The sequence below is a fragment of the Mesorhizobium sp. M0340 genome (genome assembly GCF_040321535.1).
Classification (GTDB): domain Bacteria; phylum Pseudomonadota; class Alphaproteobacteria; order Rhizobiales; family Rhizobiaceae; genus Mesorhizobium.
In genome coordinates this window covers 24,889-38,197 of record NZ_JAMYRR010000027.1, presented here as the reverse complement: position 1 = coordinate 38,197, position 13,309 = coordinate 24,889, and the positions used below count along the sequence as shown (strand labels likewise).

Here is a 13,309-nt window from a genome sequence, read left to right as displayed (position 1 = left end):
TGCCTCTCTACGGAGGAGGTTGCCATGATGATGGCCAACAAGAACGAACTTCTCGACATCGAAAGGGGATTCTGGAGCGGCGACGCCGACTACTTCAAGGCCAATGCCGATACCGAATGCCTGGTGGCCTTCCCGCAGATGGCGCGGGTGATGAGCAATTCCGATCTGGCCGAAACCGCCACGGACCGGAACCGCTGGCGCGATCTCGACATCGACCTCAAGGGCATCATCGAGCCGGGCAGCGACATCGTCATGCTGACCTACGAGGCGCGTGCGACCCGGCAAAATGGCGAAGCCTATGCGGCGCTGGTCAGCACTGGCTATGTCCACCGCGTCAATGGCTGGAAGATGATGTTCCACGCACAGACGCCGCTGTGACGGCAGCAAAAAGCTGACTGGCCGCTAGAGCAATTCCACGAAAAGTGAACGGTTTCCGTCCGGAATTCTGTGAAAAACGATGAACCATTCTCCAGGTTATGGAAAAAACACCGCCTCGCCCTTCAGCGCCTCGGCCAGCATCTTCTCGTACTTGCCGCGCGGCACGTCGATTGCGCCGAAGCGTTTGAGATGCTCGGTGGTGAACTGCGTGTCGAGCAGTGCAAAGCCGCGCGCCTTCAGGCGTTCGACGAGGTGAACCAGGCAGGCCTTTGACGCGTCGGTCTCCCTAGCGAACATGCTCTCGCCGAAAAACACGCGGCCGAGCGATACGCCGTAGAGCCCGCCGACCAACCGGTCGTCGTGCCAGGCCTCGACCGAATGGCAATGGCCCATCCGATGCAGCTCGATATAGGCTTCGCGGATCGGCGCGTTGATCCAGGTCGACCGACGTTCCTCGCGCCTTTCGGCGCAGGCCTCGATCGTCGCCTCGAAGTCGAAATCGATACGGAACTCGAACAGGTTCTTGCGGATCGTCTTTCTCAGGCTTTTCGGTATGTGGAACCCGTCGAGCGGAATGATGCCGCGCGTCTCGGGCCGCACCCAGAATACTTCGGGGTCATTGGCGCTTTCGGCCATCGGGAAGACGCCGGAGGCATAGGCTTTGAGCAAAAGGTCGGTCGGGATGCGATAACCGGGTGCGTAGGGACGGGTCATCGCTTCGCCCCTGTATCACTCGCCTTCGGCCAGGTATTTTTCAAGCCAGTGGATATCGTAGTCGCCATTGGCGATGTCGGCGTTGCCAACGAGGTCGCGAAACAGCGGCAGCGTCGTTTTGATGCCGTCGACGACGAATTCGTCGAGCGCGCGCCGCAGCCGCATCATGCATTCGACGCGGTTGCGGCCGTGCACGATCAGCTTGCCGATCAGGCTGTCGTAGTAGGGCGGGATCTTGTAGCCCGAATAGACGCCGGAATCGACGCGGATACCGAGGCCGCCCGGCGTGTGAAAGTGGGTGATGGTGCCCGGCGAGGGGGTGAAGGTGCGCGGATCCTCGGCGTTGATGCGGCATTCGATGGCATGGCCGTGGAAGCGGATATCCTCTTGGCGCACCGAAAGCCCGCCGCCCGAGGCGACGCGGATCTGCTCGTGCACGAGATCGATGCCGGTGATCGCCTCGGTCACCGGATGTTCGACCTGCAGGCGCGTGTTCATCTCGATGAAATAGAACTCGCCGTCCTCATAGAGGAATTCGATGGTGCCGGCGCCGGAATAGCCGAGATCGGCGATCGCCCTGGCGCAGACGCCGCCAATATGCGCGCGCTCCTCGGCATTGAGCGCCGGCGAGGGCGCTTCTTCCCAGACCTTCTGGTGGCGGCGCTGCAGCGAGCAGTCGCGCTCGCCGAAATGCACGCCGCGCCCGGCGCCATCGCCGAACACCTGCACTTCGATATGGCGCGGCTTCTGCAGATATTTCTCGATGTAGACGGCGTCGTCGCCGAAGGCCGCACCCGCCTCCGAGCGTGCCGTCTGCAGCGCCACCTCGAGGTCGGCCTCGCTATGCGCCACTTTCATGCCGCGCCCGCCGCCGCCAGCCGACGCCTTGATGATCACGGGGTAGCCGATCGCGGCGGCAATGCGCTTGGCTTCCTTGTCCTCGGTGACCGCGCCGTCGGAGCCGGGCACCACGGGGATGCCGAGGCGCTTTGCCGTGCGCTTGGCCTCGATCTTGTCACCCATAATGCGGATATGGTCGCCGGTCGGGCCGATGAAGGTGATGTTGTGCGCGGCGAGGATGTCGGCGAACTTGGCGTTCTCCGACAGAAAACCGTAGCCGGGATGCACTGCGTCGGCGCCGGTGATCTCGCAGGCGGCGACGATCTGGTGGATGTTGAGATAGCTGTCGCGCGACGGCGGCGGGCCGATGCAGACGCTCTCGTCGGCGAGACGCACATGCATGGCGTCGGCGTCGGCGGTCGAATGCACCACCACCGTCTGGATGCCGAGCTCCTTGCAGGCGCGCAGCACCCTGAGGGCGATTTCGCCGCGATTGGCGATGAGGATTTTCTGGAACATCTTTCGCCTGTTCCCGGCTCTACTCGATCACGACAAGCGGCATGCCATATTCGACCGGCTGCGCATCTTCGAACAGGATCGCCGTCACCGTGCCGGCGCGCGGCGAGGGGATCTGGTTCATCGTCTTCATCGCCTCGATGATCAGCAGCGTCTGGCCTTCCTTGACCTTCTGTCCGACCTCGATGAATGCCTTGGCGTCGGGCGACGGCGCCAGATAGGCTGTGCCGACCATCGGGGAGGCGACGGCGTTCTTCGACACGTCGGGCGCCGCCGGCACGGCGGCTGCCGCGGGCTGCGCGGCTGCCGGCGCGTGGGCCGGCTGCGCTGCGGCGACGGCATGGACGGCCGGCGCCTGCCGCGAGACGCGCACCTTCAGATCGCCCAGCTCGACCTCGATCTCGGTCAGGTTGGTGTCGTTCAGTATGCCCGCCAGATCGCGGATCAGCTGCTGGTCAACACCGTTCTTCTTTATCGACATTTTCGAGCCTTCTGTTTGTTGGCCGGTCATAGGCGTGCAGCCAGCGCCTGCAGCGCCAGCGTGTAGCCGAGCGGCCCGAACCCGCAGATCATGCCGACGGCGACCGGCGCGACCATGGAGACGTGGCGGAATGGTTCCCGCGCGTGGATGTTGGAGAGATGCACCTCAGCCACCGGCAGCGGCGCGACGGCGCGGATGGCATCATGAATGGCGATCGAGGTATGGCCGTAGGCGCCCGGATTGATGACGATTGCGGCGGCCTTGTCGGCGGCCTCCTGGATCCAGTCGACGAGGTCGCCCTCATGGTTCGACTGGCGGAAATCGATCTCCAGCCCAAGTGCGGCACCTGCCTGCTTGCAGTCGTCGGCGATCGCGGCAAGCGTCTTGCCGCCATAGATACCCGGCTCGCGCTTGCCGAGCGCGTTGAGATTGGGGCCGTTCAGGACGAAAACCGTTTTCAAAAAATGCCGACCTTTCCCGGCGCGGCTAAGCCGGCGCGCCGGACCCTCTATAATGGGCATAGACGCTGGCGAAAAGAGCGCAAGTGCGTTCTTTCGCCGTCCACAACAGCCGGAAAACGGCCCGCGCCGGAAACCCGCAGCCCTAATCGAAACCCGAACGCTAATCAGAGCGCCGCCTTCGCCGCCTCGATCTTTTCGGCCAGCACTTCCTGGCCAAGCGCGCCGAACACAACCTCGTTGCCGACCACGTAGGACGGCGTTCCGGTGATGGCGAGCTTGGTGGCGAGATCATAGGTCTTGGAGAAGGCCTCGGTGATGCTCGGGTCCTTCATCTTTTCGCGCAGCGCCGTCTCGTCGGCGCCGAGCGACAGCGCCACCTTGATTGCCGCCGCCTCGGTGGCGCGCCCCTGGGCGCCGAGCAGCGCATTATGGAATTCGCCGTATTTCTCCGGCTTCATCAAATGGAAGGCCATCGAGACGACGCTCGCCTTCTGCGAATCCGGGCCGAGGATCGGGAATTCCTTGAGCACGAAGCGCAGGTCCGGATCGGCCTTGGTCAGCGCGCGCATGTCGTCGATGGCGCGTTTGCAGTAGCCGCAATTATAATCATAGAATTCGACGATGGTGACCTTGCCGTTGGGATTGCCGACAACGCCGTCAAAGGAGGAATTGAAGATCTGGTCCTTGGCGTCTTTGATGACGCCGAGACTGGCGACGCGCTGTTCTTCCTTCTGCTTGGCCTCGAGTGCCTGCTGTGCCTCCAGAAGCACTTCCGGGTTCTTCAGGAGATAGTCGCGGACGATGCCTTCGACTTCGGTGCGGTCGAGCTTGGTACCCGAGGACGCCGTCTGGGCAAGCTGCGCCGTGCCGGCCTTCGCCATCTGCGGATTGCCGGCGACGAAGCCGAACGCCAGCATGGCGAGAGCCGCTGCCACTCCGGCAGTGCCCAGCAGAATTGCCTTGGTCATGATCCTCGATCCTCTTGCCCGTGTTCCGGTCCGCTCGCTTTGGCTGTGTCGCAGCCTGCGTCCGAAAGGTTCACTTCTTCTTACCTGATGGTGCGTAGTTTATAATGTCCTGCGCGCGAAGCCAGCCCGGCTCGCCCCGCTTCATACTCTGCTGCGCCCGCATGGCGAAGATCTTCGCATTCTTGTAGTCGCCGGAATAGAAATGCCCTTCGGCGGTTGCAAGCTCGGCGGCCGGGATGTTGCCGAGTTCCCCATAAGCCTGTGCCAGATAGCGGTATCCGTCGGCGTTTTCGCGATCCCGTCCGAGGCCGGTGTTGATCTGCGCCACTGCCTTCTTCAGCGAATCCTCCGTGCCGATGGCCATCAGCGCCTGGCCGTAAGACACCGGCAGCAGCCCGGATCGCGCCGGATCGAGGCTGACCGCCTTGGCATAGGCGTCAGCAGCATCCTTCGGCCGGTTCGCCTTCATCAGGATGTCGCCGCGCAATTCCTGGAAATACGGGTTTTTCGGCTGTTCCTTGATCAACGCGTTGGTCTTGGTGAGCGCCGAAGCCAGATTGCCGAAAAGATAGGTCATCTGCGCGTCGCCATAGCGCGAGGCGAGGCTGCCTGGGTTCTTGCGCATCAATCGTGACGCCGCCGCCTGGCCTTGCATGTAGGCGGCGATCTTGATGCGCATCATATCGTGGCGCTGCTGTAGTGCCGGCGGGTCGACCTTGTCGACGTAAGGGCTCTGCTTCACCAGCACTTCGAGATTGGCGATACGCTCCTGCGGCATCGGATGGCTGATGCGATAGGGATCGACTTGCGCGCCCGAGAGCGACAATGCGTTCTGGAAACGGCCGAACGTCTTCAGCATGCCCATGCCGGACTGGCCGGTTGCATTCAGATAAGCGATTGCCGAACGGTCGGCGGTCATCTCTTCGGTGCGCTGATAGGCGAGGATACTGCGTTGCGCCATCTCGCCGCCGCCGGCCATCACGCCCATGCCGGCCCCAGCGAGGCCGCGGCTGTTGCTGGTGGCGCCGGCAACCATGGCGCCGGCGCCAAGCAGCGTCGCCAGTATCGCCATCGTCTTGGCACGTTCGAGCTGCTCGCGCAGTTTCTGCTGATGCCCGCCGGCGATATGGCCGGCCTCGTGGGCGATGACGCCGATGATCTCGTTGGGCGTTTCGGCCGTCATCAGCGCGCCGGTGTTGATGAACATGCGGCGGCCGGCAACAAAGGCGTTGAAGCTCTGGTCGTTGACCAGCACGATGTTGATGGCGTCGCCCGACAAGCCGGCCGCCTTGAAGATCGGCCGCGCGTAGTCGCGTACCAGCGCCTCGATCTCGGCATCGCGCACCACCGGCACATTCTGCGCAAACGCATCGACCGAGCCGGCCATGGCGACCACCACGGCAAGCGCAAGCGTCGCGAAGGCGCGCGCTGTCCTGGCGATCGTCGATTTGGGTCGGCTCAACATGGCAGGTCCACTGGTAGACGAGTGGGCGAAGGATGAAAAGTCGGCAGCCTAAACTTACCGAACTTGTGATCCCCACACCAATCGGGCATTTGTGCGGCGCGGCCAGCATGGCCGGCACGCGCGGACAAGTGTGGTGGATTGAAAAATGGTTGTTTCGCTTTCGCGCCGCGGCGCGGTCGAACCGTTCCACGCCATGGACATCCTGGCCGAGGCGAATCGGCTGAAAGCCAAGGGCCTGCCAGTCGTATCCATGGCCGTCGGCCAGCCTTCCGATCCGGCGCCAGCCGGGGTTCGCGAAGCGGCGGCCAATGCCTTGAAAGCAGGCCGCATCGGCTATACCGACGCGCTGGGCCTCGCCGGTCTGCGCAAGGCGATCGCGGCGCATTATGGCGAGCATTACGGGCTTGACGTTTCGCCCCAGCGGATAGCCGTCACCACCGGATCGTCGGCTGCCTTCAACCTTGCTTTTCTGGCGATGTTCGATCCAGGCGATCGCGTCGCCATCGCCGCCCCCGGCTATCCGGCCTATCGCAACATCATGGCCGTGCTCGGCATCGACATCGCCGAGATCGAGTTGGACGGCGCCGCCTATCTCCATGCCGAGCACCTGCAAGCCGCGCATCGCGAAAAACCTCTGAAGGGCGTGCTGTTCGCCAGTCCGGCCAACCCGACCGGCGCGGTCATTCCCACCGGCGATATCGAGGCGCTGGTCAAGACGGCGCAAGAGCTCGGCATCGCCGTAATCTCGGACGAAATCTATCACCGGCTGGCCTATGCGGCGCCCGACACGACCGCGCTTTCTTTCGGCGCGGATGTGACGGTGATCAATTCCTTCTCGAAATATTATTGCATGACCGGCTGGCGCATCGGCTGGATGGTGCTGCCGCAGGAACTGGTGCGGCCGGTCGAGCGCATCGCCCAGAGCCTCTATATCTCGCCGCCCGAGCTGTCCCAGATTGCCGCGATCGAGGCGTTCAAGGCGACGCCAGAGCTGGAAGCGGTGAAGGCGCGCTATGCCTGGAACCGCGAGCTCCTGATGCAACGCCTGCCGGAGCTCGGCTTTGCTTTGGCCGCGCCCATGGACGGCGCGTTCTACGCCTTCTGCGACGTCACCAGGCACACCAATGACAGCATGGCGTTTGCGCGCCGGATGCTGGCCGAGGCGCATGTGGCGGCGACGCCCGGCCGCGATTTCGACCCGCTGCAGGGCCATCGCACGATGCGCTTTTCCTACGCCGGCAGCCACGACGACATGGTCGAGGCGATGGCGCGTATCGAACGCTGGCTGAAGTAGCGGGGGCGACGATGCCGGAGCTTGAACAGGCGTCTCAACTTGAACAGGCGCCCCAGCTTGAACAGGCCTTGCGCGAGGTCGCCACCGAAATGGCGGAGCGTACCGATCGCGGCGACGTCGCCAGCTATATTCCCCAGCTGGGCAAGATCGATCCGAAAAAATTCGGCATCGCCGCGGTGACCAATGACGGCCGCGTGCTGACCGCGGGCGACGCCGACGAGGCGTTTTCAATCCAGAGCATCTCAAAGGTGTTCACGCTGACGCTGGCGCTCGGCAATGTCGGCGACGCGCTGTGGCAGCGGGTTGGGCGCGAACCTTCGGGCAATCCGTTCAACTCGATCGTCCAGCTCGAGCACGAGAACGGCATTCCGCGCAATCCATTCATCAATGCCGGCGCCATCGTGGTCTCAGACATCCTGCTTGCCGGCCATCAGCCGCGCGAGGCGATCGGCGAGATCCTGCGCTTCATCCAGTTCCTGGCCGACGACGACACGATCATCGTCGACCGCGAGGTCGCGGCGTCCGAACGCGCCACCGGCTTTCGCAATTTCGCGCTCGCCAATTACATGAAATCGTTCGGCAATCTCCACCATGCGCCGGAACTGGCGCTGGGCGTTTACTTTCACCATTGCGCTATCGCCATGAGCTGCCGGCAACTGGCCCTGGCTGGCCGCTTCCTCGCCAATGGCGGCAAGAACCCGGCGACCGGGCATTCCGTCGTCTCGGCAGAGCGCGCGCGCCGCATCGGCGCGATGATGCTGACCTGCGGCCACTATGACGGCTCCGGCGACTTCGCTTTCCGCGTCGGCATTCCTGGCAAGAGCGGCGTTGGCGGCGGCATATTGGGAATCGTGCCGGGCGTCGCCTCGCTTGCCGTCTGGTCGCCTGGCCTCAATGCCAACGGCAATTCCAGGCTGGGCTCGATCGCACTGGAAAAACTGGCGAAGATAATGAACTGGTCGATCTTCGCACCATAGTGTCGTCGCCTGCAATTGGAGCAAAAAAATCCCGCGCAGCCGATCGGCGACGCGGGACTTTTCTAATCAGAAAGTCTGGCTAATGCACGGAAAGGCTTAGAAAAAGCCCTTCCGCTGCCACCAGCCGGCACGCTTTGGCTTGTCCTCGGTCTTTGCTTCCTCGGTCTTTGCCTCGTCGGCGACGATCGAAGAGACGACCGGCACGACCGGAGCATCCACCGGTACGGGCTTGCGCCGCGACGGCCGGACCTTCGGCGTTTCCTCGGCAGCCGCCACTTCGGTCTCCGGCGACAACGGCGCGGGGGTCTCGCCGGAAGCCACTGAGGCGGCCTCGGCAGCCGATGTCTCGGCGCCCGCAATCTCGGCAACTGCTTCCGCCGCAACCTTCTTCGGCTTGGCGGCGCGGCGCGGCTTCTTCGGCTTTTCGGCGCTCGGCATGTCGTCGTTCGCCGGAGCAAGCACCGCAAGCTCTTCGGCCGGCGGGGCACCTTCCGGCTCGCCGGTCACGGGCTCTGCTTCCGACACGGCACCTTCCGTCATGGCGGCTGGCTCGCCGGCGCCGGCTTCGACGCTGTCCTCGCCGTCTTCACGGCGATTGCGCTTGCCGCCGCGCTTGCCGCGCCGGCGCTTCTTGCCGTGACCGTCGTCCGCCGCTTCCGCCGTTTCGGCAACACCGGCCGGCGCTTCACGTTCCGCTTCGGCGGCTTGGGCGCCGTCGGCTACCAAGGCATCGTCTGTCGGCGCCGAAACGGAAGCACCTTCCACAGCAGCGCCATGTTCGCGGTCCCGGTGGTCACGATCCCCGTGTTCACGATCGCCGTGGTCACGATCCTTGCCGCCGCGCCGTCTGCGGCGCTTGCGGCGCTTGCGATCGCGACCTTCGCCGTCCTCGCCGGACCTTGGCTGCTGCGGCTGCTGGGCAGGGCGTGGCTGCTCGGCCTGCACCGGTGCCTCGTCTTCCTCCTCGAGGACGATCTCGTCCTCGGGTTCTTCCGGCTCGACATAGGCCGGGAAGGTGCGCGCCTCGACGAAGCCTTCCGGCTTTTCGGCCAGCGCACCGCGGAAGATGGCATAGTGTTGTGCACCGACCGTATCATCGGCTTCGATGGTGATGGTGACACCGAAGCGGTGCTCGAATTCCACCAGCGTGCCGCGCTTGTGATTGAGCACATAGAGTGCGGTCGCTGCCGGCGTCCGCACCGTGATGTGGCTGCGCGAATCCTTGAGCAGGAATTCCTCGATTGCCCGCACCACCATCAGCGCGACCGACGAATCGGAGCGCACATGGCCGGTGCCGCCGCAATGCGGGCAAGGCTTCATCGTCGATTCCAGCACGCTGGCACGGATGCGCTGGCGCGACATCTCCATCAGGCCGAAATGCGAGATGCGGCCGACCTGGATGCGGGCACGATCGTTCTTGAGGTGATCCTTCAGCCGCTTCTCGACGGAGCGGTTGTTGCGGTTCTCCTCCATGTCGATGAAGTCGATGACGATGAGGCCGGCGAGATCGCGCAGCCTCAATTGCCGGGCGACTTCCTCGGCAGCTTCCAGATTGGTGTGAAGTGCGGTGTCCTCGATCGAGTGCTCCTTGGTGGAACGGCCCGAATTGACGTCGATGGCGACCAGCGCTTCCGTCTGGTTGATGATGATGTAGCCGCCGCTCTTCAGCGTCACCTGCGGCTGCAGCATGCGGTCGAGCTGCGCTTCGATGCCGTTGCGCACAAAGATCGGCGTCGTGTCGCGGAACGGCTGAACCACCTTGGCGTGGCTCGGCATCAGCATGCGCATGAAGTCCTTGGCCTCGCGGTAGCCTTCTTCGCCGGAAACCAGGATCTCGTCGATATCCTTGTTGTAAAGGTCGCGCACCGAGCGCTTGATCAGGCTGCCTTCCTCGTAAACCAGGGCAGGGGCCGTGGATTGCAGCGTCAGATTGCGGACGTTTTCCCAAAGCCGCATCAAATATTCGTAGTCGCGCTTGATCTCTGCCTTGGTGCGGCTTTCGCCGGCCGTACGCAGGATGACACCCATGCCCTGCGGCACTTCGAGATCGGCGACCACTTCCTTCAGCCGCTTGCGGTCCTGCGCATTGGTGATCTTGCGCGAAATGCCGCCGCCGCGCGCCGTGTTCGGCATCAGCACCGAATAGCGGCCGGCCAGCGACAGATAGGTGGTCAGCGCCGCGCCCTTGTTGCCGCGCTCTTCCTTGACGACCTGCACCAGCAGGATCTGCCGGCGCTTGATCACTTCCTGGATCTTGTACTGGCGGCGCACCGGCTTGCGGCGGTTGCGCACTTCTTCCAGCGCGTCTTCGGCGCCGACCGATTCGACCTCGTGATCGTCCGAATGCGAGGATTGCACCTCTTCCAGCATGCCGCGATCATTGTCTTCGGAGGTTGCCTCGCCGCTTGTCTCGGCCCCGCCCGTCTCGGCTTCGCTTAGCTCGACTTGCGGGACGGCTTCCGAGATTACGTCGGCATCGACGCTGGCAGCGATGGAACTGGAACCGCCTTCGGACGGCTCGGTCTCGCCGCGATCAGCGACTTCATCGCTCTGTCCGGCTGCACCCTCGCTCTGTCCAGCAACGTCCGACATGGTTTCGTTGTCGGTGGCGGCATCCAGCTTTTCTGCGACGGCACCTTCGCCGTTCTCGCCGTCGGACGCGCCTGCCTCGTGCCTGTGCTCGCCGCGGTCACGGCTCTTGCCGCCGCGCCGGCGTCCGCGCTTGCCACGGTCGCGGCTCTGGCGGTCCTCGCCTTCGGCGGCTTCCTCGTCCTCTTCGTCCTGGGCTTCCTGTGCTTCCGCACGCAGCAGCGCCTGACGGTCGGCGACCGGAATCTGGTAGTAGTCGGGATGTATTTCACTGAAGGCGAGGAAACCGTGACGGTTGCCGCCATATTCGACAAAGGCTGCCTGCAGGGAAGGTTCGACGCGCGTTACGCGGGCGAGATAGATATTTCCTTTGAGCTGCTTCTTGTCCTGGGATTCAAAGTCGAATTCTTCAATTCGGTTACCGCGAACGACGACAACGCGTGTTTCCTCCGGGTGGGAGGCGTCTATCAGCATTTTGTTGGGCATTATTTCGTTTCCTCCCGGCAGCCGTCGGCCACAGCTTGCGGGGCAATGCCCGCTGCCGTGGACCTGGAACATGAGTGCCGGACAATTGAACGTCCGCCGGCCGCTGCCTGAGCGCCATGGCGGTGCCGCCCGCAGCCGTAGTGGCGCGGTTTGTTGCGGACCTTTCCATGATTGCGCTTGAAGCCATCGTCACCAGCAGAACCTTTTGAACCAAAGCCCGGGAAAAACCGGACCAGCTTGTTTGCTCATACAGAGCCGGCACGGGACAATCCCGGCCGTTTTGCTCACGCAGGCGATTCCCCCGCCACGGGAGCACGCCTGCGAAAATCGTCGCGATCACCGATGCCTTCTTCGCCTGAAGCGAAAGGAGCCGTCTTGCGTCTGACCTGTAGCAGGAAGCTGCGGAGGAGGACGGTTCCAGGATTGCAGTGATCCACCATCGCTTTTATGATTTGGCGGGTTGGAAGGCAACCCCGATTCCCGATGCCGGCAAAAAGCCGTTCCGCAGCGGAAGCACAGGTCCCAAGCCTTCCATGAAAAGGCTTGGTTAACCTTCTCTGGATACCAATCGTTAATCGAGTTCGCGGCCTGCCGGCACTTTGACAAGCAACAGGGCCCTTCGACAAGCGGTCGGGCATGACGCCAAAACGGGAGCGACTGGTAGAAAGATGGGACTGGCAAGCTTCGCAGACAAGGGCCGTCATCGTGGAGGCTGGTTCTTCCGCACCGCCTGCCTGCTGCCGCTGATCCTGGCTTGCCTGGTCTTTTCGCCGCTTTCGCGCGCTGCCGACGCGCCGCTTGGTGCCACGAGCTACAAGATGGCCGGCGATGCCACCAAGATGCGCATCGTCATCAATTTCGACCGCGAGCCCGACATCAAATGGTTCCTGCTGCGCGGCCCCGATCGCCTGGTCATCGATCTGCCGGCCACGAGATTCGCCCTCAATGCCAAGGATGTAAAGCCACGCGGGCTTGTCCGCGCAGTGCGTTACGGCGAGCTCGGCGAGGGGAAATCGCGGCTGATTCTGACCGGCAAGGGACCGTTCGCCGTCGACAATCTCGACGTGCTCAAGAACGGTGACGGCAACGGCTACCGCATCGCCATCGACATGTCGGCAGCGTCGCAGCGAGAATTCGACGCAGCGCTCGCCAATCAGGCGCTGACGACCGGCTCGACGGTCTCCGCCGACAAGGCCGGCAGGGTCGGTACCGGGCCGGTCTCCAATCCGGGCCATCGTTTCACCGTCGTCGTCGATCCCGGCCATGGCGGCATCGACGGCGGTGCCGAGGGCCTGAACGGTACGGTCGAAAAGAACGTGACGCTCGCCTTTGCCATGGAACTGCGCAACAAGCTCGCCGCCAGCGGCAAATACGACGTGTTCCTGACGCGCGAAACGGACGAGTTCCTGCGGCTCGACGACCGCGTGCGCATTGCCCGCCAGCATGAGGCCGACCTGCTCATCTCGATCCATGCGGACACGATCAGCCTCAAGGGCATTCGCGGTGCAACCGTCTACACCGTGTCCGACAAGGCTTCCGATCCCGAGGCGCAGGCGCTTGCCGACCGTGAAAATCTTTCCGACCAGTTCGCCGGCATGGAGATCAAGGACGACAGCAAGGAAGTGACCGATATCCTGATCGACCTGATCCGCCGCGAGACGCATAATTTTTCGATGAGCTTCGCCCATACTCTCGTCGGCCAGCTTTCCACCAGCGTCGGTCTGATCAACAACCCGCAGCGTTCTGCCGGCTTCAAGGTGCTGAAGGCGCCGGACGTTCCATCCGTGCTGGTCGAACTCGGCTATCTATCGAACGCCAAGGACGAAGCGCAGTTGCTCAGCGCGGATTGGCGCAACAAGGCGACCCAGAGCATAACCAATGCAGTTGCCCTGTTTGCTTCGGCCAGAAGCGGAACGGGGGCCGGAGGCTGAAATGCCCACCGGCGCCCACAACCTGAAGCAGCGTTGCACGACGACAACACCCTGTGCTTTTATTTCCGGCATTCGAAACCGAAATCCCGCGCTGCCGTATTTTGCCCACATGGTCGCGACATGGATTTTGCGATTACGGTTTGGGATCGTCCCGAAAGCTTGCGTGAAGGGCGGCTTCGTTTAGGAAATTCCCGAACCAAGGACTGGAG

12 protein-coding genes are annotated in these 13,309 nt (G+C 63.3%); 5 read left to right on the top strand and 7 right to left on the bottom strand.

All coding sequences use genetic code 11. The features are described from left to right. Window positions 1–27 precede the first annotated feature (27 nt). Entirely contained in the window at window positions 28–378 is a 351-nt protein-coding gene (locus NKI79_RS27845; RefSeq protein WP_352806131.1) for a hypothetical protein, read from the top strand. A gap of 96 nt (window positions 379–474) precedes the next feature. On the opposite strand, the gene aat is transcribed toward NKI79_RS27845, so the two are convergent. The 6 genes from aat to NKI79_RS27815 all read right to left on the bottom strand — a co-directional run bounded on the left by aat (window position 475) and on the right by NKI79_RS27815 (window position 5,823). Further along, window positions 475–1,092, bottom strand: a complete 618-nt coding sequence (aat, locus tag NKI79_RS27840) for a leucyl/phenylalanyl-tRNA--protein transferase (protein WP_292662502.1) — start codon at window positions 1,090–1,092, stop codon at window positions 475–477. A 15-nt stretch (window positions 1,093–1,107) separates the two neighbouring features. Next, window positions 1,108–2,451, bottom strand: coding sequence for an acetyl-CoA carboxylase biotin carboxylase subunit (accC, locus tag NKI79_RS27835; RefSeq protein WP_352477446.1), 1,344 nt, complete (start codon window positions 2,449–2,451; stop codon window positions 1,108–1,110). A 19-nt stretch (window positions 2,452–2,470) separates the two neighbouring features. After that, window positions 2,471–2,929: an acetyl-CoA carboxylase biotin carboxyl carrier protein gene (gene accB, locus NKI79_RS27830; protein WP_352477448.1), complete on the bottom strand. Its 459-nt coding sequence runs from the start codon at window positions 2,927–2,929 to the stop codon at window positions 2,471–2,473. Window positions 2,930–2,955: 26 nt separating this feature from the next. After that, the gene (gene aroQ / locus NKI79_RS27825) at window positions 2,956–3,390 is read right to left on the bottom strand and encodes a type II 3-dehydroquinate dehydratase (RefSeq protein ID WP_031211260.1); all 435 of its coding nucleotides are present in this window, start codon (window positions 3,388–3,390) and stop codon (window positions 2,956–2,958) included. A gap of 164 nt (window positions 3,391–3,554) precedes the next feature. Continuing rightward, entirely contained in the window at window positions 3,555–4,358 is an 804-nt protein-coding gene (locus NKI79_RS27820; protein WP_352806079.1) for a DsbA family protein, read from the bottom strand. Between the two features lie 70 nt (window positions 4,359–4,428). After that, window positions 4,429–5,823: a M48 family metalloprotease gene (locus tag NKI79_RS27815; protein WP_352806076.1), complete on the bottom strand. Its 1,395-nt coding sequence runs from the start codon at window positions 5,821–5,823 to the stop codon at window positions 4,429–4,431. A 145-nt stretch (window positions 5,824–5,968) separates the two neighbouring features. On the opposite strand from NKI79_RS27815, the gene NKI79_RS27810 reads away from it, so the two are divergent. After that, window positions 5,969–7,117, top strand: coding sequence for a pyridoxal phosphate-dependent aminotransferase (locus NKI79_RS27810; RefSeq protein ID WP_352806075.1), 1,149 nt, complete (start codon window positions 5,969–5,971; stop codon window positions 7,115–7,117). Window positions 7,118–7,128: 11 nt separating this feature from the next. Next, a complete protein-coding gene (locus tag NKI79_RS27805) occupies window positions 7,129–8,094 on the top strand; it encodes a glutaminase (protein ID WP_254817099.1) in 966 nt (321 codons plus the stop codon). Window positions 8,095–8,190: 96 nt separating this feature from the next. On the opposite strand, the gene NKI79_RS27800 is transcribed toward NKI79_RS27805, so the two are convergent. Then, window positions 8,191–11,169: an Rne/Rng family ribonuclease gene (locus tag NKI79_RS27800; protein ID WP_352806072.1), complete on the bottom strand. Its 2,979-nt coding sequence runs from the start codon at window positions 11,167–11,169 to the stop codon at window positions 8,191–8,193. A gap of 668 nt (window positions 11,170–11,837) precedes the next feature. Between NKI79_RS27800 and NKI79_RS27795 the strand changes: the two genes are divergently transcribed. Then, complete coding sequence (locus NKI79_RS27795) at window positions 11,838–13,100, top strand: N-acetylmuramoyl-L-alanine amidase (protein WP_352806070.1); 1,263 nt, start codon at window positions 11,838–11,840, stop codon at window positions 13,098–13,100. A gap of 1 nt (window position 13,101) precedes the next feature. Continuing rightward, window positions 13,102–13,284 (top strand): hypothetical protein, encoded by a 183-nt coding sequence (locus NKI79_RS27790; protein WP_352806067.1) that lies wholly within the window; start codon window positions 13,102–13,104, stop codon window positions 13,282–13,284. Window positions 13,285–13,309: the final 25 nt, after the last annotated feature.

What these genes read in the sequence shown, in the direction of transcription:
- NKI79_RS27805 (WP_254817099.1), top strand. Translation starts at nt 7,129, where the DNA reads ATGCCGGAGCTTGAACAGGCGTCTCAACTTGAACAGGCGCCCCAGCTT.
- NKI79_RS27820 (WP_352806079.1), bottom strand. Translation starts at nt 4,358, where the DNA reads ATGACCAAGGCAATTCTGCTGGGCACTGCCGGAGTGGCAGCGGCTCTC.
- accC (WP_352477446.1), bottom strand. Translation starts at nt 2,451, where the DNA reads ATGTTCCAGAAAATCCTCATCGCCAATCGCGGCGAAATCGCCCTCAGG.
- NKI79_RS27815 (WP_352806076.1), bottom strand. Translation starts at nt 5,823, where the DNA reads ATGTTGAGCCGACCCAAATCGACGATCGCCAGGACAGCGCGCGCCTTC.
- NKI79_RS27810 (WP_352806075.1), top strand. Translation starts at nt 5,969, where the DNA reads ATGGTTGTTTCGCTTTCGCGCCGCGGCGCGGTCGAACCGTTCCACGCC.
- NKI79_RS27845 (WP_352806131.1), top strand. Translation starts at nt 28, where the DNA reads ATGATGGCCAACAAGAACGAACTTCTCGACATCGAAAGGGGATTCTGG.
- NKI79_RS27795 (WP_352806070.1), top strand. Translation starts at nt 11,838, where the DNA reads ATGGGACTGGCAAGCTTCGCAGACAAGGGCCGTCATCGTGGAGGCTGG.
- accB (WP_352477448.1), bottom strand. Translation starts at nt 2,929, where the DNA reads ATGTCGATAAAGAAGAACGGTGTTGACCAGCAGCTGATCCGCGATCTG.
- NKI79_RS27800 (WP_352806072.1), bottom strand. Translation starts at nt 11,169, where the DNA reads ATGCCCAACAAAATGCTGATAGACGCCTCCCACCCGGAGGAAACACGC.
- aat (WP_292662502.1), bottom strand. Translation starts at nt 1,092, where the DNA reads ATGACCCGTCCCTACGCACCCGGTTATCGCATCCCGACCGACCTTTTG.
- NKI79_RS27790 (WP_352806067.1), top strand. Translation starts at nt 13,102, where the DNA reads ATGCCCACCGGCGCCCACAACCTGAAGCAGCGTTGCACGACGACAACA.